Source organism: Pseudoalteromonas sp. Of7M-16 (assembly GCF_022347805.1).
Classification (GTDB): domain Bacteria; phylum Pseudomonadota; class Gammaproteobacteria; order Enterobacterales; family Alteromonadaceae; genus Pseudoalteromonas; species Pseudoalteromonas luteoviolacea_F.
In genome coordinates, this window is sequence record NZ_JAKRFY010000004.1 from 205,542 (window position 1) to 231,970 (window position 26,429).

At 38.6% G+C, this 26,429-nt stretch carries 24 protein-coding genes; 19 read left to right on the top strand and 5 right to left on the bottom strand.

Annotated features, from left to right (window positions below):
- Window positions 1-9: 9 nt before the first annotated feature.
- The 5 genes from MHN81_RS28225 (at window position 10) to MHN81_RS06105 (ending at window position 4,370) form a co-directional block, all read left to right on the top strand.
- Entirely contained in the window at window positions 10-1,050 is a 1,041-nt protein-coding gene (locus MHN81_RS28225) for a helix-turn-helix domain-containing protein (RefSeq protein ID WP_239425289.1), read from the top strand.
- On the top strand, window positions 1,047-1,634 hold the full coding sequence (locus MHN81_RS06090) for a hypothetical protein (RefSeq protein ID WP_023398044.1): 588 nt from the start codon (window positions 1,047-1,049) through the stop codon (window positions 1,632-1,634). The genes MHN81_RS28225 and MHN81_RS06090 overlap by 4 nt, the downstream gene beginning before the upstream one ends.
- A gap of 81 nt (window positions 1,635-1,715) precedes the next feature.
- Window positions 1,716-2,111 (top strand): hypothetical protein, encoded by a 396-nt coding sequence (locus tag MHN81_RS06095; protein WP_239425290.1) that lies wholly within the window; start codon window positions 1,716-1,718, stop codon window positions 2,109-2,111.
- A gap of 537 nt (window positions 2,112-2,648) precedes the next feature.
- Window positions 2,649-3,710 carry a serine hydrolase domain-containing protein gene (locus tag MHN81_RS06100; protein ID WP_023398042.1) on the top strand — a complete coding sequence of 354 codons (1,062 nt, stop codon included), beginning with the start codon at window positions 2,649-2,651 and terminating at the stop codon, window positions 3,708-3,710.
- Window positions 3,711-3,896: 186 nt separating this feature from the next.
- A complete protein-coding gene (locus MHN81_RS06105) occupies window positions 3,897-4,370 on the top strand; it encodes a hypothetical protein (protein ID WP_023398041.1) in 474 nt (157 codons plus the stop codon).
- Between the two features lie 62 nt (window positions 4,371-4,432).
- On the opposite strand, the gene MHN81_RS06110 is transcribed toward MHN81_RS06105, so the two are convergent.
- Genes MHN81_RS06110 through MHN81_RS06120 form a run of 3 tightly spaced genes read right to left on the bottom strand, consistent with a single transcriptional unit; the run spans window position 4,433 to window position 9,866 of the window.
- Window positions 4,433-4,735: a hypothetical protein gene (locus MHN81_RS06110; RefSeq protein WP_023398040.1), complete on the bottom strand. Its 303-nt coding sequence runs from the start codon at window positions 4,733-4,735 to the stop codon at window positions 4,433-4,435.
- 30 nt (window positions 4,736-4,765) lie between these two features.
- Window positions 4,766-9,409 carry an RHS repeat-associated core domain-containing protein gene (locus tag MHN81_RS06115; RefSeq protein ID WP_239425291.1) on the bottom strand — a complete coding sequence of 1,548 codons (4,644 nt, stop codon included), beginning with the start codon at window positions 9,407-9,409 and terminating at the stop codon, window positions 4,766-4,768.
- A 7-nt stretch (window positions 9,410-9,416) separates the two neighbouring features.
- A complete protein-coding gene (locus MHN81_RS06120) occupies window positions 9,417-9,866 on the bottom strand; it encodes a hypothetical protein (protein ID WP_023398038.1) in 450 nt (149 codons plus the stop codon).
- Window positions 9,867-10,586: 720 nt separating this feature from the next.
- Here MHN81_RS06120 and MHN81_RS06125 point away from each other — a divergent pair.
- From MHN81_RS06125 to MHN81_RS06150, 6 genes are all read left to right on the top strand, one after another.
- On the top strand, window positions 10,587-10,955 hold the full coding sequence (locus MHN81_RS06125) for a hypothetical protein (protein WP_023398037.1): 369 nt from the start codon (window positions 10,587-10,589) through the stop codon (window positions 10,953-10,955).
- A gap of 194 nt (window positions 10,956-11,149) precedes the next feature.
- Window positions 11,150-11,434: a hypothetical protein gene (locus MHN81_RS06130; RefSeq protein ID WP_155250719.1), complete on the top strand. Its 285-nt coding sequence runs from the start codon at window positions 11,150-11,152 to the stop codon at window positions 11,432-11,434.
- Window positions 11,435-11,919: 485 nt separating this feature from the next.
- Window positions 11,920-13,413, top strand: a complete 1,494-nt coding sequence (locus MHN81_RS06135) for an RICIN domain-containing protein (RefSeq protein WP_023398035.1) — start codon at window positions 11,920-11,922, stop codon at window positions 13,411-13,413.
- 522 nt (window positions 13,414-13,935) lie between these two features.
- On the top strand, window positions 13,936-14,394 hold the full coding sequence (locus MHN81_RS06140; protein ID WP_239425292.1) for a nuclear transport factor 2 family protein: 459 nt from the start codon (window positions 13,936-13,938) through the stop codon (window positions 14,392-14,394).
- A gap of 374 nt (window positions 14,395-14,768) precedes the next feature.
- On the top strand, window positions 14,769-15,116 hold the full coding sequence (locus MHN81_RS06145) for a DUF5992 family protein (protein ID WP_023398033.1): 348 nt from the start codon (window positions 14,769-14,771) through the stop codon (window positions 15,114-15,116).
- Window positions 15,117-15,470: 354 nt separating this feature from the next.
- A complete protein-coding gene (locus MHN81_RS06150; RefSeq protein ID WP_023398032.1) occupies window positions 15,471-15,713 on the top strand; it encodes a hypothetical protein in 243 nt (80 codons plus the stop codon).
- 45 nt (window positions 15,714-15,758) lie between these two features.
- On the opposite strand, the gene MHN81_RS06155 is transcribed toward MHN81_RS06150, so the two are convergent.
- A complete protein-coding gene (locus MHN81_RS06155; RefSeq protein WP_239425293.1) occupies window positions 15,759-19,313 on the bottom strand; it encodes a M1 family aminopeptidase in 3,555 nt (1,184 codons plus the stop codon).
- A complete protein-coding gene (locus MHN81_RS06160) occupies window positions 19,307-20,200 on the bottom strand; it encodes an ABC transporter ATP-binding protein (protein ID WP_023398030.1) in 894 nt (297 codons plus the stop codon). The genes MHN81_RS06155 and MHN81_RS06160 overlap by 7 nt, the downstream gene beginning before the upstream one ends.
- Before the next feature lie 298 nt (window positions 20,201-20,498).
- Here MHN81_RS06160 and MHN81_RS06165 point away from each other — a divergent pair, with 298 nt between their 5' ends.
- From MHN81_RS06165 to MHN81_RS06200, 8 genes are all read left to right on the top strand, one after another.
- Window positions 20,499-20,831, top strand: a complete 333-nt coding sequence (locus tag MHN81_RS06165; protein WP_239425294.1) for a hypothetical protein — start codon at window positions 20,499-20,501, stop codon at window positions 20,829-20,831.
- A 101-nt stretch (window positions 20,832-20,932) separates the two neighbouring features.
- Entirely contained in the window at window positions 20,933-22,030 is a 1,098-nt protein-coding gene (locus MHN81_RS06170; RefSeq protein ID WP_239425295.1) for a hypothetical protein, read from the top strand.
- Window positions 22,031-22,096: 66 nt separating this feature from the next.
- Window positions 22,097-22,606 carry a demethoxyubiquinone hydroxylase family protein gene (locus MHN81_RS06175; RefSeq protein WP_023398027.1) on the top strand — a complete coding sequence of 170 codons (510 nt, stop codon included), beginning with the start codon at window positions 22,097-22,099 and terminating at the stop codon, window positions 22,604-22,606.
- Window positions 22,607-23,155: 549 nt separating this feature from the next.
- Window positions 23,156-23,641 (top strand): rod shape-determining protein, encoded by a 486-nt coding sequence (locus tag MHN81_RS06180; protein ID WP_239425296.1) that lies wholly within the window; start codon window positions 23,156-23,158, stop codon window positions 23,639-23,641.
- Window positions 23,642-24,089: 448 nt separating this feature from the next.
- A complete protein-coding gene (locus MHN81_RS06185; protein WP_239425297.1) occupies window positions 24,090-24,545 on the top strand; it encodes a macro domain-containing protein in 456 nt (151 codons plus the stop codon).
- Between the two features lie 79 nt (window positions 24,546-24,624).
- Complete coding sequence (locus tag MHN81_RS06190; RefSeq protein WP_023398024.1) at window positions 24,625-25,452, top strand: alpha/beta fold hydrolase; 828 nt, start codon at window positions 24,625-24,627, stop codon at window positions 25,450-25,452.
- Between the two features lie 66 nt (window positions 25,453-25,518).
- Window positions 25,519-25,902 carry a hypothetical protein gene (locus MHN81_RS06195; RefSeq protein ID WP_239425298.1) on the top strand — a complete coding sequence of 128 codons (384 nt, stop codon included), beginning with the start codon at window positions 25,519-25,521 and terminating at the stop codon, window positions 25,900-25,902.
- 24 nt (window positions 25,903-25,926) lie between these two features.
- A complete protein-coding gene (locus tag MHN81_RS06200) occupies window positions 25,927-26,361 on the top strand; it encodes a hypothetical protein (protein WP_239425299.1) in 435 nt (144 codons plus the stop codon).
- The last annotated feature ends 68 nt before the right edge of the window (window positions 26,362-26,429 follow it).

The window sequence follows — 26,429 nt, forward strand, 5'->3', positions numbered from 1 at the left end:
GGGATTAACGTGATAGCAGAGTCACTCAAAATACTATACATTGTTTCAGCTGCTTACGTTGTGTTTGTAACTATTGCACTGGTATTGATCCAGGGTCGATTAGCGGCAGAACAAAAGATCGCGTTATTTATTTTTTGGTTGCTACTTTCTACGCCTATGCTGGAATACATAGGTCTAGCTTTTAATTATATGCCGTACCCATTTATCGCATTTGTGCATTCATCTTTGCTTTTACTTGGTCCTGCAATGTACTTTTATATAACGTATAAACCAGAAACGCATTTTGATTTTGCTAAGTCGCTGCTCCACCTGTTCCCATTTGTGATCTTTTACACAGGAAGGTTGGTGGAACCAAAAGAGATCCCGACACTTTTAGCCTTACTGTATTGCCTGCATGTTCTCTTTTATCAATTTTTGTTGGTTAAAACGACTTGGTTCTGTAAAGGTGAAACTTTGAAAAAGCGCACTGAGCATTTGATCAGTCAAAAAGCGATTGCGGTGTTTTTTCTGGTAGTTTCTAGTACCTATTTTGCTCAAGTAACACTGCACAAAATGGGGTCTGATTACTTACGCTTACTTTGGGACCTTAGCAATGCACTGACCTTTATATATATTCTAATGCTCTCTAAAGGGTTTATAGACACTGTTAAAATAAAGCAGGCAAAGCCAACCAGAGTACTAGAGCTTGCACCAGAACTGGCGAACCGACAAAAAAAACTATTGTTCGATTTATTTGAAAAAGAACAGCTTCACTTGAATAATGAGCTGTCGTTAAACTGCTTGGCCAAAGAACTGGATTTGACGGATCATCAAACATCCGAGTTACTTAATGACCATTTAGGTACCAACTTTTATGAGCTCGTTAATAAATACCGGGTTCAAGCAGCCGCGCAAATGCTAAAGATCGCTTGTAAGAAAACAAAAGTGTCAGAGCTTTATTTAGACGCCGGGTTTAACAACAAAAATACCTTTTATCGCGAGTTTAAAAAAACCTTTGATATGTCTCCAGGTGAATTCAAAACGAGATATAGCGAGGTTGAAAAGCATTGAGCTATAAATTGAGTTTCACATGTAAATATAAAGCACTTCACAGACTAGGATACACACAAGCCTGGTTATCTCTTGGGGTTATTACAGAAGAGTATCTTGTATCTCAATATGAAGAAATTGAATCTTCAGAAGATAAAAACGCAGAGCACTATCGAAATAGTGGGTTTTGCGACTTTTTAAGCGCTAAAAATTCATTAACTGATAATGAAGTGGCCGGTATTTTTGATTTAACAGACAATGGGCCTGACAAATGCGATCTAAGCGAAAATCGTATTATTCAGCTGATAGACTCTAATATTCTGACTGATGCTCAACTCAATTGGATTACTAAATACCCGGAAGTGTCAGAAAGGCCGATTCAGAAAAGGTACTTAAGAGAACTGCTTACTCGTAAAATTGAAAAAAGCTCCATCAGCGATTGTTTTGAAGAAATAAAGGCATGTGAAGATAGCCACATCCAAAAATACATTATTGGCCGAAGTGATCTAAAGTCTGAACATGTAAATTGGCTATCCGAACACGGCAGTAACAAAAAGCTTAGGAATATTGCTAAGCAGTTACTGAACAGCAAAAGGTTCAAGTAAAGTGCTTAATATGCTGCTAGCGGCAGCTCAACTTTCGTTCCTACATCGAGGCAAGTTATCGCTTAACGTTAGGCGTCACAGATGAATATTATGAATAAGCTAAATGTTTTGCACTTAGACGGCAGCGCGGGGTTAACGATGGGCATGCTGTTGTTTCTCTTACAAGATTGGGTTGCCAGCCTGTATCGCTTACCTGATCCAACAGTTCATTTTTTGGCAACTGCAAATGTTTGTTATGGTGTATATGCTCTAACGCTTGCTTTTTCTAATAGGAGAAATTCTGCATCTATCTCTTTATTGGTAACGGCAAATATCATATGGGCGGTGGTATGTGTCGCAATCGTTTTGCATTATTTCCAAACTGCAAGTCTTATTGGTCTAGCGTTTATATGTATGGAGGGTATATTTGTGATTGTTCTAGCGCTTTTTGAGTGGAAAAGTAGACGCGAGCTGTTGGAGATTTGTCATGTTACATAAGTTATATTTGCCATATAGCTCGTCCCTTTGCTCGCAAGTCATACTCTTGGACTTGTATAAATGAAATCCAACCTTAAATTCTTCAATTATAACCAAGCCTAATGTACCTATATCAAGACATTGAGATTTAAGGGATGTGCATTGAAAATAATCGACTTTCCCTTTGTGCGGGGCTGCTAGAGCTTGGCTGCGCTGCAATTCATAAACCTGTCCTGCCTTCTTATGAATTGTTGTATCTCAACTCAGAATCAACTAGTGCTCAATGTATCAACAGCCAATAAGCTTGATATTGTTATTATATAGATAACCTCACTGTTACGTGTGTTTATAGGTTCGATAGTTCGTACTTGACGGGACAACGGAATAGCGACAATATTAATTTAAATATCCAATAGCTAAGATGGCATTTTTCGGGGGACCACTGAAGATGTGGTTGCCGTCAAAAAAGCTAGAACGTGCTTGTGACTTAGTGTCTGCTCGTAATAACCTGACTATATTACACCGGGTATACTAGCGAATGTCCCATAAGGAGGATGAGTGTATCTATTAATCTTAATACTATTGTTATCCATGTCCTTTAATGTATTCGCTAATAAAGAGAATACTTATAACGAGTTGACTGCTGCACTTGAGACTATTCGTATCAAAAATGATATTCCCTCTATGTCTGTAGCAATTATAACTTCTGGTGAAGTAACTTATATAAAAGGTTTCGGGTTTCTTGATGAAGAGAAGAAAACAGCAACGAACTCAAAATCGCTGTACCGTATAGCTTCAGTTTCAAAGCTATTTACTGCGCAAGCTATCATGCAACTCGTAGAAAACAAGAAAATAGATTTAAATGACAAGGTCGGTCGGTATTTGCCAAGCTTTGCACAAAGCAATATTACGATTAAACAGCTACTTACTCATTCTTCAGGTTTAAGTGACAAAGTCAAACCAGTAAATTTTGAAAAGCATAGAACGGTAAGTTCATACTTGGATATAGTCAAAAAATCGTCACTGATAAATGTAGAAAATAAAAATTTCGAATATAGTGATACTAATTATAATATCTTAGGTGCGCTCATCAGTACTGTTTCTGGAGAAAGTTATGAACAGTACGTACACACGAAAATTTTAATGCCTGCCAAAATGGATAAAAGTGGCTACTTCAATGGCAAAAATTCATACCTTTTTGAGTCTAAACCCACATATAAAGGTAAGTTAATAGATAAGTCAAAGCAGAGGCCTTATGATCCATCATTTAACCCAAGTGAAGGGTTAATTTCAAGTGCTCATGATTTAAGCCTGTGGCTTGTATTGACACTTACAGAAGAGCAGTCCATTTTGCAAAAGCAAACATACAAAGAGATGTTGCGGCCTCAAGTGAAAACTTCATGGGGGGAGATATATATGGGGTTGGGTTGGCAAGTGTATAAAAGTTCAGATGTTCAAATCGCCAGACATCCAGGTAGTATCCGAGGCTATAAATCACTTATTCTTACTTACCCCGATAGTAAAAATGCGTTGATCCTACTTACTAATTCAAGTAATACTCCACGCTGGGACATTGCAAAATCTATTACAAAGCATTTAAAGGAGAATGCCAAGTGGTAGGTGAATGTACAAGCGGTTTAACAATTGCAAAATCGAGTTTTTTTAATTAGGTCGTCGGAAATTTAGTCAACCTTGAAGAAATTATCAAATACTTGGTTAAGTGTTTAAAGTCGGTAAAGATTGCATAGATTGAACAGCTAGTCATATGCAAGAGTATGCAAAAAGCGTTTTTTATCAGAGGGTGTTGTGTTTAAAGTAATTATTTTAACTATTTTAATAAGTCTATATTCTAATTTTGTTTCTGCAAAAGGGCAATTATCTGGTTCATGGAGTTGTAGTATCACAACTGAAACTGAGCTCCCTAGTAAGATGGACACATCATTCTTATTTATCGTCGATAAAGATGAAACTAGGTTCACTCGTCGTGGCCATATAGTGGTGCCAACAGGAATAAGTGAAATCCCAAAAATAGAATTGAAAACAGTTGAAGCTGGTTCGCTTTTTGTTGACGGTGTGAACATGAAAGTTGTACCAAACAATGTGAGTTTAGAAGTTGTAAAAGGTAAGGAAATATTTGGTGCTGCAGCTGTAGAGGAATTTAAAAAACATCTCTTAAGTGAAGAAGTTGGCGTTATTATAAATCAAGCTAAAGATTCATTCGAATTTACCGTAGAAGAAGGCAGGCAAACAAATCATTGTGTAAGAGAAGTTAAGGCATAACACAAAACTGAGAGTCCGCTTATTGCTCTAAGCGGACGTTTAATTTAAAAGTGGCTACTAACTTACTTTTCCTCTAGAGAAAATTTTTGTGCTTTAAACGAAACCTCAAAGGCATCTGTAGTAAAAACATAATTCCCACAGTCATCTCCAACTAAACCCAGAAAGCTTGAAAGATAATCGCCGACACTATCATCAAAGTATACTATCTCAACGTCTGCTAATTCATCGAAAAAGAGAATATAAGCAACTTTTTCAGAATCTGGTGATTCTCCTAGAGATGCGACAATGTAGCCGTTTACCACATCTAGGTTCATACCAATCAGCCAAAATGCATTGGATGCAGCGCCTATTTTTATGTCTTTCATCGTTTTATTATCTCATATATATTTTGATTTCTAACAGTTTCGCAACGAGTGAAAACAACGAACTACTTTAAATTGAACTTTTTCGCCTGTACTGTGGGTCTCTTTTCCCGGCTCATGGGGAATTTGCTGACCATCTGGTCCGTATCTATCCCTAACTTTTTTACCATTAGGATTATTTTTCTGGGGTCTCTTAGGCCCAGTTCTCACAATTTCACCATTTGGTCTCACCCAAACTTGACTACCATCTTCATGATCCCATTGTTGGTATCCGCCTTTGGTCGTTTTAGTTTTCCCAAATCCATTGTCACCCAAAACATCTTCTGCCACTTCGCCACTTAATCCTGTCAAATCGGGGAGTCCTTGAGAGGCATTTTCAGAAGACTCATTCAAAACTACGGCCGTCGCAACTCCAGCTGCAACTCCAACTTTATACGCTTTATAAGCTTTGTGAGCAGCATTTGCAACTTGGGCCACGCATATGCCAAACCCTAAAGGTCCTGCTACACAATGGGCGGCTTTTCCATCTGGGTCTATATATTTATAAGGGTTATTTTTAGCGTATACATATCTATTAAAGCCTTGTATTCCCTGTATGCTATTTAAGTGTCCCAGTGCTCCGATCGGATCATTCGAGTAGAAGCGACCTATGACTGGATCATAGTATCGTGCCTGCAAGTAGTTTAAACCGAGGTTTTCGTCAAACTCATGGCCCGTGTACCCAATAGTATCTCTAGCCCCTTCTATACTTTCACCGAAAGGTCGATAATGTTGTCTACTGTTGGCTAAGGAAACAGTTGGTACGTTGCCGTACTTTGCAATCAACTTGGTGCCTAAATAAATATAGTTAATACCATTTCCAGTGAGTGCACCTGTTTGGTTGAATAAAAGTCGGCCGCTTTGATTAAATATGCTGTATTCGGTTTTACCGCTTTCTACTTTTTTGACTCTACGATTAAAACCATCATATAAATAATTATTACCATTCGCTGTTGTTACTTGGTTTGCATCATTAAAGCTTAATGAGTATTTCCCATTGTTTGTGATATTTCCTCTGCTGTCATAGCTGATGTTGTTATATTTACCACTTACTCCTGAAACAGAGGTGAGTCGATTGTTATCTGCATTGTAGGTATATGCAAGACTTCTGTTTTTACTTGAATAGCTTGTAATATTGCCCAGCACATCATAATCGATATCACTATTGCCTATTTTACTACCAGCGGTTACTTTGGTGAGTCTATCAACACCATCATATTGCATGCTTGTTATAGAATAGCCTGAATCAATGCCATTTAATATAGATTTAACGTTTCCATTATTATCGAAGCTATATGTTAAATCTAAAGCATTATTACCCGTCTTTAAATCAGTTATCCTTTTAGGTAAGTTACTATCCGTGTATAGCTCTAGGTTATGTTTTACGCCATTGCTGAACTCATAGCTCTTAGCCATACCATTGGGGTAATAATTTACATTTTTAATAAAGCTCTGCTGCAGTATGTTGTTACTATTATAAGCGGCGACCGACTGTGCCTCGCCGTATGCGTTTGGCATATATTTAACTTTTGATCCATCTGGATAAGTAATAGCATTAATGTTTGCCACAGAATCATAATCATATTGCAGTGAGATAGGAGTCTGATCAGAGATGGTTATAATCTCAGTTTCTATCAAGTTCTTGTTATTATATGTATAAATTTGAGTAACATTAGACTTAATGAGTGCGGTTAAATTTCCATTATTGTCATACCCCTGTTCTAGATCTAAAGCCGTTCCTGAGTAGTTAGTCTTATGTAGTAAACCTAAATTATTATAGGTGAAGTGTACACTTCCTGCGGGAGCAGACGTTAAACATGCATTATAACTAGTGCCTTTTTTCTTCCATGCTAATTGGCCTAGTGCATTGTACTTCATGACAGTGTTACCAACATCTGCTCGCTTTATTAAGCATAGTTGTTTGTTTGAGTCATATATACGAGTTTCTGTTTGTTTTAAAACTTTATTTGCTGAACTTGCAGAATAAACGTTGCTTGGGTTAATAACACGAGGATCATGACAACCCAGAGGGTCTATAATGTCACAAATTGGTGGATCTGGCTCAACTCCACCATCGTCACCACCTCCATTGCCACCTCCGTTTCCCCCACCTGAGTTTGTTGGCGCTTCATTAGATTGAGTAATCGATTTAATAAAGCCACCCACGTCTCTTTGTAAAGTTGTTAAAATCGACTCAGGTGAGGCAACTTGTATAACATTCTTATAATTGGGCCCGTGATAGCTGAGGAAAGTTTTAGTCGTTTTATTACCTTTGCCATCAGTCTCTTCCATTCTATGACCTGACAAATAGCGATAGTAAATTGTTCCCAAGCCAGATTGATCAGTTCTGATACGGCGATTTAAAAAATCGTAATGATAACTTGTACCAATCGTTTCTGTCTGACTGTCACTCATTATTGACTCAAACGCCAGACGCCCAAATTTATCATAGCTAAAGACTTTGTAACGTGTATTGTTAAGTGCTGTTGGGTATTTTAAATCTCGATATTTTTTCAGAATAATTTGACCATATGCATTATATGTCTCTTCAATTTGTAGCTCGGAGTTTGCAGCACAACCAGACATCGAGTTGTTTAATGTACAATGCGTTATTGTCTTCTTATTATTTGTATCATCCCAACTATAAAGGGTCCCTAGCCATGTACGCCCATAATTCGTATCATTCTCTGTATTCTCAGAAACCAGCCTCCCTAATTTGTCATATTTGTATTGAGACTTAGTACCTTTTTTATCGGTGTACTCTAGAATATTACCAAATGAATCCGCTGACATTACCTCTTGGACAGTACTATCAGAAGTGGCTTTGTATGAAGTAGTTCTCCTTGGTACGTTCGCGTTGTAATCTGCACTGTAAGTAGTTGTTATTTTTCCGCTACCAGATAAACGGTTATGATTAAGTGTTTTACTTTTTAACGCCCCCTTTGAATTTCCAGTTGCATGATAAGAATAACTTTCTTTCAGTTGTCCAAAGCTATATTTATGTTTAATGTCTAGCGTATTCGGCTCAAGGGTAAATTGAGTCTCTGCAACATAACCACTATCACTGCTTGAATACTCCCTTTTATTGAGGTTGTTTGTTATCCAATGGGTTTTATTGTGAGAGTACGAATTTTTTGTATACTTGGTAGCGCCAGAAAAAACTTGTGAATCAATTCGATTTGCGGGCAAAGTAGAAGAGCTTGAAAAGACTTCTTTTTGCTTTGTTAAGCCGCTATATCTACCATATGTCAAATAATCAGTGAAAAACGTATCGTAACCGTCGTTTACCTTATAACTCGTGTATTCTTTTGATTTGCGCACACTTGAACAATTAGTTGGTGTAACTATAAAGTAAGGACCTATAAGTTGCTTATAACACCCGCTACTGCCAAGAAAGTAGTGCTCCCATTGAGTTTCTCTTTTGGCGAGCAATTCACCTTCTTCCCATCGTTTATTATGCACCCAACCTACATTTAAATAAGGACCTTTATATATTTCCTGTTTGTATATTCGAGCACCGTAATCGGCTGGAGAATGAATATAGTTGACTTTAGTCAAAGCGTGTGAGTTACCATCTACGTCATACTCATAAGAGATCGACATATGACCTTCTAAGCCTGGATAATTTACTTCTGGCGAAGTTAAGGTATATTGAAAACGTCTTTCTTGAATATTTGGCCCAGTAATCTTTTTAGAGCTTACAGTAAGGCTATTTCTACTGTCCTCCCAATAGCCTTGATATGTATACTCAACTTTCAAATCAGAAGGAAAAGTAATACTAGCGATAGAAGTTAATGCACCGCTAAAAGCACCGGTATGAGTGAAAGTGGTAACCCGTTGCTCTGGGTCAATAACTGTACTTATCTCACCCTTAGGATTAAAATTAAATGTGGTTATATAGGTTTCATTATTATCATCAACAATCAATTGTTTAGTCTGAGAGCTATTAACTTCTCTTACTTGAACTCCGTTAAAGTTAATATTCTGTTGAGTTAAATCAATTTTTAAACCATATTTATCTTCTATAGAAACAGGGCTCCACGAATATTGATTGCTACGTACAGTTTTCCGAGTTCCAAATTTGATTTTTGTTCCATCATTAAAAACAATCACAGGCTTGGATGATTCACATTTTAATACGGTGTGATCATGGAATAATGCAAGTGTGCCTGAAGGCATATCACTGCTGTTAAACCCTAAGGGTTTCGACCGTTGCGGTAAGCCTAAGCCGAGTTGATTGAATTCAAGACCTGATAAACTACCTAAACAGCCAAAGGTTCTAGCCGTCCTGTTTCCTCCGGTAACTGCGGTTCCCGTCAATGATACCCCGAGTCTATGGCCATTAAACTTTTTAAAGATATTTACTGCACCGCCTTTAAAACCTTTCACTTCATATCCGACAGAAAGGGTACTTCCATTTGCAGCTGGGATCGTTTTTATGTTAAATGAGTGAGTTAGCTTTAAATCCTGAATACTTATACTTTCAGAAGGTAAATCGCTATAGTAACTTTTAAATACAGAAGAAAAGTCACTGCTGTCCTCGCCACTACCATTACCAGGTAAGTGACCCGTATCCGCTAACAACGAACTTGAAGCTAAAAAAAAGGCTACCGAACTAACTTTCTTTATTATTTTCATAATTTAACTACTCTTGGGTCTCTGCAACTGGGCTGCCTAACAAATCTGTGTGAATGAAAGTCACTTTTTTTCTAGGTGCAAAACTAATTGAAGCTTGGCCTGTGTTTTTACATGTATTTATGTTGCAGGCAATGACCCTGAATTCATAGTTACCACTTAACTTACTAAGAAGAAACTTGTTCTCATTCACAACAAATAGGTCGACCCACTGGCCTTGACTATTTAAAACTTGAATTTGGTATTTACTGGCATGCTCGATATCTGCCCAAGTCACGTACGTAACGCCAGAAACAATATTCGTGTTGAAATTCGTGGCCGGAGGAAAAGGTACCGAAGGTATAAATGGAATCACAAAAAATATGCCACCATTTGAAATAGGTATCCATGTGGTTTGTGCTTTCACTATTAAGGGAAAGTTAAGAAGTAACACCAGTAAAGTTATTATGTTTTTTTTCATTTACAAGCTCCATACAGAAAAATGCAAATATACAACAAGGTAAGGGTAATTAACTTCCTTGTTAACAATTAGGGGTTCATTAATATGCTTTTTATAAACAAATTGCTTGGAAGTAGAAAGATCACCTTGATTGTCGAACGGCCCTGATGCTCAAATATGCCCCTAGAGGCGACTTTTTGCAGATGTAAGGAATACGCAAAAACTGTTGATTGCATTAACTATCTTGAAATTGACATGAATTTCAGTGTATTGGTTTTTAAAATGCGGTTTGAGAACCGTTATCTGATTTAAACGATACGCTCCCGTTGAGGTCAGTGAACGTTCTCGATATTCAGGCTCTTCCTTTTATTACTCAAAATTAGATTGGTGCGTTAATGACATTATTTCATGGGATTTTAAGCCAGTATTGCCAGCCGCTCTGTCAATGTTTCGATGTATTGGACAAAGTAAATCACCTATTACTTTGCTAACATATACAATCAATCACTGACAGCATGCTCTAACAATATGATATCTATCAGCACCTTGGGTTAGGTTTGGCTTATACTAAGTTTATCTGGCCCTGTATTGTCGATATGCTAACTTAGTTGGAGCCGATGATGAGATAAATGAGGCAACCTGTCTAAAGCAGTAGGGTTTTGCGCTGAAGGCAGAGTATTTTGTGTGATATATGGTTGAAGTGAGCAAGTTCAGGCCAATCTATTAGATAGCGGAGGGGAAATGGGCCAACAGCAAGTGTATGGGGCGAATGCCTTTTGTAAAGATGCTATATCGAATTGGTCTGTAGTTGAGCCCGAGCTTCTAGAGTGGCAAGACGAAGTACATAATTGCTTGGCGATTCTAGCTGATGGATTAAGAAACCAAACTATAAGTGCTACCGAGGTTTTTTGTTTTCTAGAATCTGTGCTAAGTCTTACAGATGTTTGCCCAGAAATTGAGAATGCAATCGCGATATCATTCATCGAATACAGTGAACTAGAGACATTAGGGCTATCAACAAAAGTCACCCCGTCGGTTAAAGACGTTCTGAAAAAGCAGTACGAGTGTTGGCAAAAAATACATAATGGGGCGTATATATGGAGTACCTAATAGTTGCGAGCTTGGTTCTCAGCCCATGTATTGTATAGCTTGGTTGAAGAGGCAATGGCGGAATTCAAGTTCGATAGAGCCAAATATCAGGTTGCTCATTCAAAAATCAGTTTTTTCTCGCTGTATTGGTTTTAATTACAGGTGTTTTAGATTTCTTACTGGGCTTGTATTTTATTTTGGTTGGTATCACAACTTTGATATCCATATTTTTTTGGATACACAAAGGTGGCTTGCCACAAGCCTATTTACGCGCAAGAGAAGCTGAAGTTGTCGAAGTAAGTGATACTGACATCAAAGTTTGTAATAAGTTGACTGGCTATAGCGCAATCAAGAGCTTAACTGAAATTAAAAGAGCTAAGTACAGAAACTACTTTGGCTTTGAAGTTGTCATTATTGAGTTTGATAACCAAGAGCGTTTTGCGCTTATATGTTATAAGAATTCAAAACAGTTAGAGAGCTTATTAAATAAAAAGGATTAATAAAAAAGCTGTATGTATAGATAGAACCCGTTGAGTGTTATTTGCGGCTTTTCAGATTGTTGCGCATTTAATACAGTAGCATTGAAGCCACCACGATTACTCAGTCGAACACGCCCGCCTTAACTGTTTTTTAATCCATGATCTTTAGATTTTAATTAGAGCGAATTGCCTAGCGCAAGGTATGTTATGGATTCATTGTGCTGGAATTCACTACCGCTACTACTTTAAGCGTCATAGCAAGCCTGATCTTATTAATTGTAATTGAATATACCCCCGGTATAGGTCCAGCCAAAAGTAGGAGGTATGTGATATGAATTTTCATTGTTTTATTTTAATAAGGAGATGGTTTGGTTGAAATTTAATCTTTAAAGTTAATTTACTTGTTAAATTTGTTGTGTTTTTTGGTGTTATTAAGTTAAATAAGGTGCCGCAATCAAATCAACTCTGAATACATGCGGCATATATAATAATAAAGGATTTAACAAATGAAAAAATTAATACCGATACTGCCGGCATTGCTTGCAGTGCCTATGCTATCTCATTCGGCAACATGGGATGTATTGCACAAATGGCATGTTCCTTCAAAAGACGAGCAAACACAGGATGTTGTGTGGAACTCGCGATTGAATAGAACCGTGGTGTTTAGACAAGTAGACAATACTTCTACAGTTTCCCTTTGGTCTATGAGCGGAAACAATGATTACTCTCTAAATAAAACCTCAGCAGTCAAACAAGGTTGGGATTATGCTGATGGTCACTATTTTGCGTTCTCAAATAAAATCCAAGCATTTCATGACTGTACTCACTCTCCTTGTGCCACAGGGCAAATGCATGCGGACAGAATATTCAACTTAGTTCAGCCAACTCGCTCTACTGGCAATATTAAGATTGATACAAATGGGCAGTCATTTTCTGGCTGGCACACTTGGGCAGGTGCAACGGATGGAAATCACGCTGTTACAGTATCATTTCCAAATTTACAAAGTGGTAGTTATCAGTCAAATACTAAAAACTACTTACATGTATTTATTTACCCATTCAACACTAAATCGTTAAATTCAAATAGCAGCACAATACAGCCTATCAGTGCGTTTAAGGTTCCGACTCAATATAGTCGCAATCAATATGTGCAAGGCGCCGAAATTGCAAATGGCAAAGTGTATGTTCAGCTAGGTGGTCTGCACAATTATGACAATGATTACAAAAACGTCATTTTAGAATTTACGATGGATGGTCAATATATTCAAACACATGAGTTTGAAGCGAAAAAGCCAATCAATACGGGAAGCACAGAATCTAGCTACCCAAGCTACCTTCACGTCGAATATGAAGGCTTGATGGAAAAGCACGGTAAAATTTATTCACAAGTGTACTACCAGTATGGCTGGACATCTAAAACAACAAAAAGCTTAGTGTATGAAGCCATTGACTCTAATCGAAACCTTTCAACCAGAGTTAGATTTGTGAATAAAGCTAAACCATATGGGTCAGCAGACGACAAAAAAGTGTGTATTGACGGTGAAGGTTCAACAACGAGAGCTTGGAAAGACCAAAATGTTCAGTCATTTTTCTGTGATGGTGGACCAGACCAAGTATTTGAACTTTGGCGAAATGGCAGACCTTTGGGTGAACGAGAGATTGGTAAAACGGGCAAAGTGCCACAGTATGATACCTCTGGCAATGAGCTCTGGTTTGAACTTCGTCCAACCTATATTGTGGAAGGTAAAAGCGCACCAAGCTTATGCTTAGATGCATCGGGTTATTCTGGTGGTAAAAAGGCCAATGTACAATTCTGGGATTGTCAAAATCGACCTGACCAACAATGGCAAATGAAAACTGATGGTAGACTGGTCAATAAGCAGCAGGGCATGTGTCTCGATATTAAAGGCTATGATGGTAAATCAAACGTCAATATCCAGCTTTACCCATGTGATTACCACTTGGATCAACACTGGACGACAGAAATAACCTACCTATAAAGAGTTAGCTTTATTGTAACTTACCGCATTGCCCAGTTTTTTTAGCTGGGCAATTTTATCTCTACTTGCCACTTATTTTTTCCCTTTATGAAAAGCTAATTTACTTAAGGTGATTTGCTACAGTGGCAACCAATAAACCGTTCATAACCCGGTGATCGTTAATAGCTATTGACGTGATACACACTTGCTTAATTTTTAACTTTTGGTTGTTGCAAAAATCCGTTGAGCCATAAGTTAACGTTTGACCGGGAAAAGCGGGACTTTGTCTGATTCCTTTGACATTACTGCAAGAATAATTAAGTCTAATTAAAAGTGAACACTCGAACATCGACAGTTATAACAAATGCGAGTAGATACTTTATTTTCTCTTTTTTGTGAGAGCTTCAGGCTGTATTGAAAGCGAAAAAGCAATTTTTTGGCACCTATTTGATAGCATGAAAATCAACGCATACGGTAATACAGCGATGTTTTATACGTTAGTTTACCTAATATAACCACCTATAAATTGGTAAGGAAATTAAAATGATAAAATTACTTTCTGTGGCTGTTGCTGCTCTAACATTCGTTGCATCTACAGTGAGCCATGCAGAGTCTAGTACAGGCAAAGAATATCAGGCTGTTGTCGAAACGGCTTATAATTACTTTAATGGCGCCGCAAATGGAGATCAAAAGCTGCTTGCTAAAGCATTTGATCAAGAGTTTGGACATGTAAAAATGATTACAAAAAGCAAAGAAACAGGAAAAGAAAGCATCAAATCGGTGCCGTTAGACGAGTTTTCGGGTTACTTCAAAAAAGCGACTAAAGACAAGTGGGAAGCTAATATTTTGTCCGTTGATATTGTTGACGATCAAATGGCTATGGTAAAACTTGATTTTCATACACCTAAAACACATTACATTGATTATTTAGTCATGTACAAACGCCAAAACCAATGGCGTATCATCAATAAAACGTTTGTTGCAAAGAAAAAACAGCAATAATGAGCTGATTTGCGATGAACTATGGCGCCAAATGTTCACTTTGAACTGTCTGTTGGCGCTTTCCAAATCGTTTCACTTTTAAGCAATGACTTTTATATCTCAGCTACCTTCCTCATATAACTAAGGCAAGAATTTAATAGGCCTCACTAAATCGTGAATGTTTTAAATTTATATAATGAAAATATCATGAATTTATAGCTATATATAAATCGGTTTCATATTAATTATTTAATTTCTCCAGTGGTGTTAATTTTAAAAATGTAATGTGTTTTAATGTTGCCCTTGCGTGATTTATTAAATGTCAATAAGTGGCGTTTTTCTAAAAGCTATAAATCATTGTGGTTTTTATTTTTATATTATTTTAAGAGGTGGTTATGAAGTACTTAGGAATTTTAACTCTGGCTATGGCACCGTTTTTCTCTCAAGCTGGCTATGAAATCAAAGGCGCAACGATTACTAAAGTAAGCTTAAGTAATCATTCTGCACCTGGCGTAGTTTTTATCCGAGCAGAGGGTGGTACTGAGATTGATCCAAAGCATTCATGTGCAGCAACAAGTTGGAGCTTTGCACATAAAGTCGAAGATAATGAAATTAGCAGATCAATATATTCAATGCTACTTACTGCAAAAGCGACTAACGCGAAAGTTAATCTGATAGGATCTGGAGATTGTAGAATCGGTTATGGCGTAGAGACTCTCTTTACAATTGCATTTGAAGACTAGCGCTTTTAGCCTGTGCATTTCGAGCATTGCTTAATGTGGCTGGCCGTGATGTAACTGAGCAAAACATCATCTTAGAGATGAAAATGAGTATAGCGATGTCGCTATGCTCTTTTAGCTTACCAAACATAGTTATATTAGCTTGTTGTATGTCTAGAGGCTATTGGCAAACCACTTTCACAGGCTTCTGTATTGCGTTTATTTTCCTTATTTACTGCTATTTCGGGCGTTCTAAAGTAAACCATGGTAGTATCTCCCGTTTTGATTTCTGAATGTATCCGTAACACATGTGCGTATTGTGCAAAGTAATCAAGGTCGATTGGCATAGATGTTATGGAGCGAAAAGGTAGATAGTTTGTGGTTGAGTTAAGTACTTTTGATATTTGGTTTTATGTGTTTATCGGTATTGTTATGTCACTGGGTGGTTTCTTTATCTTTCACTACTATCAAATGTGGGCCAAACGGCAATTAGAAAACCTTGACTCGTCACTGGTTCGTGCTTCTGGACTGATTTTGTTTGCTTCGTTTGGCATTACGTTAACGGGAATGCTTATTATATATGTGTTTGGCTATATGTTGATATCTATTCACTTCAAGTGATGTTTAATAAACTTAATGTGTTATTAAACATCACTGTCGAAACGACTACTGTACATAATCTATCTGCACAAAGTTGTCTCGGGTGTTTTTATCAATTCGGTACAGATAAGGATCAATAATCACATACAATCCGAATGGATCATAGACGTGCATAACAATCGTGTTAAGACCTGATGTAATTGGGTATTCCTTACGGTGATATTCATTAAGCGAGCGCGTTACATCTTCTGGGTTACCCGCAACTACCGCCAACTCGATGGAATCCTCTAATTCCGCTTCTGTTTCTTTACCGTATTCATCCGCAAAGTACTTACTGGCCTCTACGACAACTGTCACCGGATAAAGCCCCGTTTCTGTATTTTTTTCTCCAACGTAGGCACTATCTATTCGTAAATTATAAAAAGTCATTTCCTGAAATAAGTCTTGAACAAGGGCTTGTTGTTTGGAGTTAATATTTGCATTGATCAGTGTTATCAAATCTGTGGTCGTGGCAAACTTTGAAGAAACGCTTTGCTGTTCGATAAATTTCTTCAATAGCTGATTTAATTTACTTTCACCAATACTCTGCGCTAGCGCTAACATCGCTAGAGCGCCTTTTTCGTAATGGACAAAGCTTTGTGATGCAGTGATGTAAAGAGGGTACTCAGGTTCACCACCTCGCGCGCTTAAATAAGCATCAAGAGAATATTTCTTATACTGCCTTAACGCGCCATGATAGTACTTCTCTTTCACAACTTGTAACGCGGAGTACTCTGCGAGGCTTTCAATCAGCATTTCTGCTCCTTCGACATTTGCTGCAGCGAGTTGATGCCCCCACCACTGATGAGCAACTTCATGTGCAGTAACGAAATAGGGAATGTTGTATACACCTGCCCCTCGCGTATCATGACGAAAGCCTATTTCTTCACTAAAAGGAATGGTATTTGCGAAGCTTTGAGCAAACTGCCTATAGCGTGGAAACTCTATAATACGAAGCTCAGAATGTTGGTAGGGGCCAAACTCTTTTGAAAAATAATCCAACGAGTCCTTTGCAGCATCCATCATGGTATCGATATTCCAAGCATGGTCAGGGTGGTAATATAGAGACAAATCGACACCCTTGTGTCTTTCGTGTTTTGCTTCTAATTTAAATGACTGAATACTATAATAATTTACCATAGGTTGCTCCATGGTATAAACATATTTGGCCCTATGCCCCTTAACTTCATGCTCAGTTAGAATACCCGGCGCCATCGCTATTTGTTCAGCATCAGTTGTGAGTTCAGCGCGAAATGTCACATATTCGCCAATTAATGGGTCGTTGTGAAAAATACTGTTATTTAGTTGATTGATAACATTTGCTTCCCCAGTTAAACCGTATTCGGTTCGTTTGTCGGGATCGGTAATGTACATGCTTGTATCGTAACCAAATACCGGAAAAAGCTCGTTATTGTTAATGAAAGTACCATTTTCGACCACCTGACTCATATTGTCATACATATTGGGGGCAAGTTCGACGACGATATCTATATGTGCAGTATCGCCAGGCGCAAGCGGCTCGTTAAACACAAACCAGTGAGCGACATCAAGACCACTCGATGCTAACTGGCCATCTTCACTTTTCACCTCCCAACTTCCAGTGAGTAGCGGAGTATTAACAATCATTTTATTGATTGGTATATCTTGGGAGTTGAGCAAACTAAGTTTCACTATTGCTTTAATGCTGGGGACTTTAGGGTAAATATCAGCTTTAATATCAACCTGTTGTATAGTTGGAGGGAGCTTAAGCCTATGAGAACTAAATGTCTTTTCATAAGCGACTGCAGTATCATCATCTATGCTTTGCATCTCTGTTGATGGGGACAAAACTGAGTTGTAAAAAATGTGAGATCCAGACGCAAAGAACAAGACGCTACTGAGCAAAATGATATGTTTGTCTTTTTTTGATAATTGACGAAATAACACTGAAAGTCGTGCACGCAGATTTGGGCTCTCCCCACGGGGCCATAATAAATAGCCTAAAATAGCCAAAATTATTGATAGGCTACCCCAGTAGATAAAATACACAATTGTTGCGAAGATGGACTGCCCATAACCGTTTAAATCTGAGTAAACCATTGTTGGGAATAAAGCAAAGCTCAGCATGGGGGGGGTAAATTGAAAAGCGATTATCAACACGGCCATAACTGCCGTACCGGTTGCTCTATTCAAACTAATTGCATGAACAAAGAAAGTGAGTGAAAGTAAGCACGCCACTGTAGTAGCTGAAACAACGCCTACGCTGAATAGGTATTGTTGTAATTCAATGGCTTCTATTCCTATTCCGCTATCAAGTTGAAGCTTCACTGAAGCACTGACTGACACGGCCAAAATAGCCATCACGATAAATAAGGCAGCAATAAATTTTGCGCTCCATAGCAGCTGATTTTTTATTGGATAACACTCTAAAATCGTTCCTATGCCAGACTCGCGTTCTCGCCATATCAATTCAGGGCAATAAAAAAGCAAAACCATAAAAATAGGAATTAACAACACTGCGTCTAATTGCTCAATCATTGCATATGTAACCCGCCAATATGGTGTACCGAAGTCACTCTCCATTGGAAACCAAAGTGTGATAAATACACTTAACCCTATGACAAACCAAAACGAAGGTTTGGTGACAATGTGAAACACTTCGAATTTTACTTGTCGGTAAAGCAGCCAAATATTGCTCGGTCGCTTCTTGATGGCATGTGTTTCTTTGTTAAGATGAACGTCCTGAGATTGAGGTTCAAATGTTTGTTTTCGTTTAAATTGCACAAAGCGCTTATGTAAAAGGCTGACTTTGATAGCGCCCAAAAAAATAGCGAGCGTTACTAGCAGCCAAAGACACCGATTGAAAAGCAGTGCAGGGCTGAGACTCAGTGTTTGAGTCTGCTTTTCATAAATGCTCCAGTAAACAGTTTGATTTATTATGTGAGAAAAAGCAGAAATATCTAGCAACATCAGCCACTCATGTAACCTAGCGCCACCATGTAGTCTGGCAGCTTCTGCCCAAGCAAGTAGAAGGCCAGTTAACACGACCAGCGCTATAGACATCCCTGCAACAGCGCGTTGACTCTTAAAAGTTATCCCGATTGCATAAAATAACAGCGAGTAATACAGCGCGTTGGGGAGCATAATTATAATGAGTGGGGAGAGGATGAAATCCCACTGGAACGGTCCTATTACATCACTCGGAAGTAGCTGCCACTGCCACCCGATGTAAGCGCAAACTACGCTAGTTATTAGAGTCAAACAGGACAGTAAAGCGACAACAATAAAAATGGCCGAGAGTCTCGCGAAGTGATATGCCCAATGGTTGATTGGCCGACAAAAAATCAGTTCTTGGGTTGAAAATATATGATTGCTTATGGCTACCCGCCCAACGAATATCGCAGCGAGGATCATCAAAATAATACTTTCTTCTCTGACAAGTTCAATATAAGTATACGGCGCATTAATTGGCACGACTTGATAGGTAATTCCATATTGATAGACTGTGTAGGCAGAGAGTGAGATAAGTAACAAAGCTAAAACATACACCATCCATCTGGAAAAAGTAGTGGATAGCTCAAATTGCACAGTGTTGATCAGCATAAAGGTGAACCGTGGAACATTGTGTCTTTGGCATTTGCCAAAGTAGCAAAATAGACATCTTCCAAATCAGCGGTAGCGGGCATAAAGCCTTCTGGTTGCTCGGTTTGAATAATAGTCGCGATGATATCTCCTGCAAATCGCTTTTTTGAAATTACATTGTACGTTTTCTCTAAAGTTGCGAGCGCGTCTTTGTCGACAACACCACGCCATACCCGCCCATTTAAATATGTGATTAAATTTGCAGGGCTACCTTGAGCAACAATCTCACCTCGATTCATAATGGCGCATTCAGTGCATAATTCAGAAACATCCTCAACAATATGTGTTGATAGTACAACCACTTTGTCTTCGGCCAGTTCACACAGCAAGTTGTAAAACCGATTGCGCTCTTGCGGGTCTAACCCTGCTGTGGGTTCATCCACTATGATTAAGTCAGGGTTCCCCAGTAGTGCCTGTGCTATGCCAAACCTTTGTTTCATTCCGCCTGAAAAGCTCGATACTGCTTTTTTTCTCTGTTCATACAAATTGGTTTTGACTAATAATGATGTTACGGCCTCTTTTCGCTGCCTTTTATTAGCAAACCCTTTTAATGCGGCCAGATGATCCAGCAAACGAAATGCGCTGATATTGGGGTAGACACCAAAGTCTTGTGGTAAATAACCTAGCCGTTGTCTTATTTGGTGAGCGTCTTTTGAGACATTTATACCGTCAAATTCGATAGTGCCAGAATCTGCTGCTTGCAATGTTGCAACTGTACGCATTAGAGAAGACTTGCCCGCGCCATTTGGGCCAAGTAACCCAAACATGCCTTTTTTAATTGAAAGGTTTACATTCTTTAAGACTAATGACCCTTGGTATGATTTTGAGAGGTTTAAAATTTCTAACACAAGTCACTCCATAGCTTGTTCGACAGCACAGCCAGTATATTAACAAACAGACAGGAATCGAAAAAATAACAAACGGGTCAACTCTTTTGTTCAAATGCACAGCTGAGAGGACTCTATTGTTATATTTTTTCTTACTACTGAGTATATGAGACGTATCACAATTTAAGCATGTTTAATTTGAGTGACATGTTTTTTAGGGGTTGTTATGGTAATGCTACTACTTTGAGTGGTCTTAGCCATACGTTTACGATGTAGGTGTGAGGTTGACTTTGGATGAATATTTTTTAAAGGAGTAAGTATGAAGAAATTATTATTAATTGCCGGCTTGCTGGTTTCGCACTCAGGCCTTGCTAGCAGTGTAGACCCAACCAAAATTACGCAAGTTTTAGTAGGGCCAAATTATGGTAAGAATGTCATTTTAACCGTTAGTAATAAACCAACTAATGCCCCTAGTTGCCAAACCAATGCAAACTATAGCTACGTTTTTGATGGTACAACAGAGGTAGGTAAAATGACGCTCAGTGTAGTTCTTGCAGCGTATGCAGCCCAAAAAGATGTCTGGTTGGGTGGAACTGATACCTGCACGTTATATGGTGGTATAGAAAATCTAAAGCACATCGTAGCCAAATAGGCTAGCTCAGTAGAGAGGTATTCGGAATATAAGCAAAGGCATTTTCGCTTGGTATTTAGCGCTGATAAAATATTAAGAACCTAAGCAATAGGGAGTTTCACGTGACAAAAAGAAATCTATTATTTCTCAGCTATTCATCTTTATTATTAGCTATCGCCATTCTTCTGATTTTAGTCTTTGCAGATAATTTGCAAGCGAGTTCTCTGTTGCAAGACCGAGTATTTTATTTGAGCTTACTATTGATGGGAGTGTTTTGTGCAATTGCATTATTTGGTTTCTTAAAATCTACTGCATCCGTAAAAGGTAATATTGGTGGGTTGGCAATAAGTGTTGCAGGTCCTGCAGCACTAGCCATGATCGTTGTAATCGGTGGATTTTACCTTATTCCGAGGTATGAATTTTTCGACGTGACAATACGCGCTGTAAATGATGTGGGAACACCTGTTTACTCAGACCGAAAGGCAAGGGTTAAATTAACGCTACCAACTGGCGTTAGAGAAGCTGATTTCACCAGAAATGGTGAGGCTACTATTAAGGGTCTACCATATTCATTATTTAACTCAAAACAAAAGATCCTCGTAGATATTTATTACTACGATCAAATATTACCTGGCCAAGAATATACTCTAAGCCTTGATGTGATAGAGGTGCAGTTGAAGGAGAATAATGGGACTCCTGAAGGGATTTTGAATAAGAAAAAAGCGCACTTAGAAGTTTTAAAGTTGTTGGCTCCATATAAATTGTTGTTAGGTAATAATGGGAGAATGGAAATCGATATTGATCAGTACTTCGATAAGAGTTCCCTTGAGCGCCTAAAAACGATTGATGTTCATGAGAAAATCCATCTTTCTGCCGATCAGAAATATGATTTATTTGATGTTTTATATGAATATACGCCTGAGCAACTAAACTTTAATGGGAAGTCATATGCTGAGCTGATCCACGAATCTGCAATAAACTTTAGACGAAATGTATCTATTATGTCTCAGATAGATAGTGAAGGTATGGATCCTGAAATTCAGAGAGAGCTTATAAAAATATCCAGAGCGCAATTTGTCATCATGGCTGCCAGCGTAAGACCTGGGGGCGAATATGATGACTATTTCTCAGACCCACTTTGGGACAGCCTGGCATTTGAGACTAAAAGAATACATGATGATAATGTACTTAACTTTTTTACTGAATTTTCTGACTTTTAACAACACATGGCGCTGAAAGGTCTGTGTAATGCAGTAGTTAATTGCATACCAGTATAGAGGGGGCTCATGATAGAAGTAGAAAGAATATTAAGAGTCGATCACGCAGGGGAGTTTGCGGCTATAAATATTTATCGCTCTCAGTTGTATATTGCACGTCATTTGTACAAAGATATTGTGCCAAAACTTGAAGAAATGCTAAGTCACGAGCAACAGCACTTTGACACCTTTGATCGGATCCTACAAAGCCGGGATATTAGGCACTGCTACGCACTATCTTTTTGGGCGTTTGGGGGCGCAACTCTTGGTTTTTTAACCGCTTTAGCTGGTAGAAATGCTATATGGGTATGCACAGACTCGATTGAATCTACAGTATTACATCACCTTGAGTGGCAACTAGATTTTTTAGAAAAACATGACCAAGAGGTTCATGACGCCGTTTTCAGTATCAAAGCTGATGAGCAGGAACATCAGGAGTTTGGTCGCTCTCAAGGTTCTAACTCTCTTATATATAAACCTATATTTTGGGTTGTTGAGAAGTCTACCGAATTTGCCATCTGGCTCAGTACAAAGTTATAAAATGGCTGACAACCCCGTTCAACTAAACTTGCTATTGAGACCCAATTTAAGTGAGAAGGTGATACTTTAATTGTGATCAGGACGACTGAAGTACTTGTCATCAATGGCAAAAAGATTGTTTATAGCTGAATGTGATATTGAACAGGCAAAAAGGGAGTCGTAAACCTTGGCTTTTGTTGGCTTTTTATGAGGCCATGCCTTCACAAATAAACTGCACATCGTTATCATCGCCTTTTCGCCAGTCCAATCGTAGTAAGGCACCTACTAAATGTGGGTTGTTCTCAGATCCCTATGATAGTCCTAACGCTTAGCTCTTAGCATAGAGCTAGTTAGTCAACTAAAGAAACAAAGGCAGGCAAAAGATTGGCATGTTTAATTTGAGGTGACTTGTCATCGTGTCAAACTTTAAAACGAACCACTGCGATTAAGCCGATTAACTATTGGCGGAATCGATACCCGATATTTAATTTTTTTGACGGATCCCGGTTAAGCAAGTTGCGCTTGCGATATTTAATACATCCGTCTTCTTCATTAGTTTTACATTGAAATATGAGTATATTTACATTTATTAAAGGCAAGCTCTCAAACGACCTTTATATTCAAGTTTGGGAAAATAGAATTAAAGTCAGTAACATTCAATCTAAAGAGGTATATGATCAAGAGCCTTTACTGGCGGTTGAAGTTAAACCCAATGGCGCGAAACAGGTTGTTGCGATAGGCAGTGACTGCAAAAATTTGGATAAAAAGAAATATATAGTCGCCAATCCATTTTCTCACCCACGGGTCCTGTTAGCGGACTTTTACGTCGCAGAAAAGGTACTTCAGCACGTCGTGAAAGAAATGCACGAAAGTAGGTATATCTCTCCGGCACCAAGGGTTATTTTTCAACCAATGGAAAAAACGGAAGGTGGATTGAGTGCTGTAGAAGAACGCGCCTTTCGCGAACTCTGTATGGGAGCTGGTGCAAGGGAAGTGATTATCTATACGGGCAATGAACTGTCATTACACGATTTAGATTTTGATAAAATCAAATAGGACAAGCCTAAGCCTAGTGCGATTGGTAAAAAGTCAATTTTTGACCCTACAGACGAATCTAGACAAGAGCAGCATCCATTATTATATTTTTGAGCGTAAATTAGGTGCTGGTATGGAATGGACTGCTGCTGATTTATTGGTTTACTATCGGTTTGAAATAGCTAAACCACCGCGCGAATTTTTCTGCCAATCAGCATATCTATTTACACAGCTTGCGCATTTTTTTGGGACTTACTTTGGCTTGGCCCGCAGTACTTAAGCCAAATGATACACAGGTTTGTATTGGTAATTTGGCCTTTACTGCGAGTTGTGTATTATATAATTTTGCTCAAGCGCCGATTTAGAGCATAGATAGTGTTTGCCCCAATCAAAGCCGCAGGTTTTTATCTTGTAACTTATCCCGACTACTTTAAAGGTTATAGTTGCGTTCAATGTATAGGAAAGTATTGTGAAAGAAGTAACTGGTGATTTAATTGCGCTGGCATTGAAAGGAGATTTTGATGTCATCATTCATGGATGTAATTGTTTTTGCACCATGGGAGCGGGAATAGCGAAAGGCATTAAAGATAAATTCCCAGAAGCTTATGATGCGGACGCGTCAACAGAAAAGGGATCCAAAGATAAATTAGGTTCATATACGAGTGCTACGGTTTTAAGGAACGGCCATAAAATAATAATTGTGAACGCGTATACGCAACACAATTGGCGTGGTCGTGGCGTCAAAACCGATTATGATGCAATTAGAAAAGCTTTCGGAGGCATAAAAGAGTCATTTTCAGGCAAGAGGATTGGCTACCCATTGATTGGTGCTGGCCTGGCTGGTGGTGATTGGAAAGTTATTGCTACCATCATTGATAATGAATTACAGGGTGAAGATCATACATTAGTGAGGTTTGCGCCATAATAATCAACTAAGCAGGAATTAAACTTACAATTATAAGCGCACACATTGAGCGCAAAGAGGGCAAGGGAGCAATAATTTCATGACTAAAACTTTTTCAGTCTTAGTGCTTTTGTTATTTCTGTCTGGGTGTTCTTTTAGTGGAATATTCTTTCCAATTGATAATAGACCCGATGAGCAGAATATTGGAAGATTTGAAGCAATATCATTGACTGCATCGGATGGCACCAAAATCAATCATTATCTATTTAAGCCTGCCACAGAGCATAAGGCGACAATTTTTGCTTTTCAAGGTAGCGGTTCAAAAGTGGTCAATTGGTACAAAGTGATAAAGCCACTTGTTGATGATGGTTATCAGGTTTTTATGATGGATTATCGTGGGTTTGGGGGCTCGCAGGGTAAAGCCGAACACTCATTAGTTGCACAAGATGCGAGTAACGCGTTGGCTTATTTGGTAGGCAGACGCGACGTTACAAACCGGCCTGTTTTGGTCTTAGGCCAATCATACGGTGGACAGCTAGCAATTTATGTTGCCCATCAACATTCAGAGTTGGTTGATGCTCTAATTACTGAAGGCACTTTTACTTCATTTAGTGATGAAGCAGCCTATTCATCCCCTTGGATTGCGAGGCCTTTGGTCCGGGCTATCTTTACCGAACCATATATTGCGGCGGATTTAATTTCTGATATTGAGCTGCCAATGTTAATTGTTCATAGCACGAATGATAAGATTGTACCTTTTCATATGGCACAAACGCTTTATGCTAATGCCAACAGCGAGAAGCAGTTATGGGAGATCCAAGGTAAGCATGTAGCCGGGCTGATTGATTTACCTCAGGAATATATTTCCAAAGTGAATGAACTGCTGTTGCTTAGTCACCGCAGAGCAACGCACAAAGCAAGCCACTGAATACAGACGTTGGTGTTTAAGCACTTATGATATTTGTCGAATGTGAGAATAGCTGCGAAGGAAATTATGGTTAGGTTTTTAATTTTTGTATTGATGCTTTGGCCATTGTCTGCTGTCAGTTTGGACATTAGTTGCCCTACAGCAGAGCTGGATCTGTCTAAAATCGATCATCGAATATTAAGCTTAAAGGCCAGTAATAATGGCAAGCGTCAAACAAGTTACACGGTTACTTTTCCTGCAAAGTTTAATGCATACACGGCAAGTAGCGCTCTATTACAGGTAGGTGATAAAGTTGATTGGCAATTGTTAGCGCCACTGGCGCTTGAGCAGGCTTTCCATAGTGATGAAGAGCTTTCTGTTTACGTAGCGGCTTCATCATCGTTTTCACAGCGCAAGTATGTGCAGATAACATATGGCTCATGTCTTTCTCAAACTATTGAGTTACCATAGTCTTTGCTTATATTAAGGTCTTTTATGTTAAAAATGAGTGTCCGCTACTCGTGCTATCAAAGTCTTTGGCTTCCAAGTGTGTTATTCATATTAACTTTTTCAAACTTAGCATTTGCAATTGATTGCTCATTTGAAAAATACCAAAAAAGCTATAGTGTAGAGTCTGCGAAAAGTGATGCGACTGCTAGTTATGAACGTGATGGCGTGATGTTCATTGCAGTAGCAAATGGTTTTGTTCCAGAGCGTCCCGGGTTTGGACATATAGTTTTGTCTAAGTGCTTGATACTAGATACTAAGTGGAAGACACTTTGGGTTGGGGCTGACAGTAGCGAATGTACAAACAAGCATCAAATGGTTGAGCAAGCTGTTGACTATGCTTTGCGTTTTAACCAGCAAATGCTCAAGCATGCGAGCACCAGTAACGTCTACAAATGTACAATACAAGGTACTCAACGTTAGCAATCATCATGCAAGCAAATTGTTTAATACGATTTGGTTAAGTCAGATTAGGTATAACACAAGCGCCA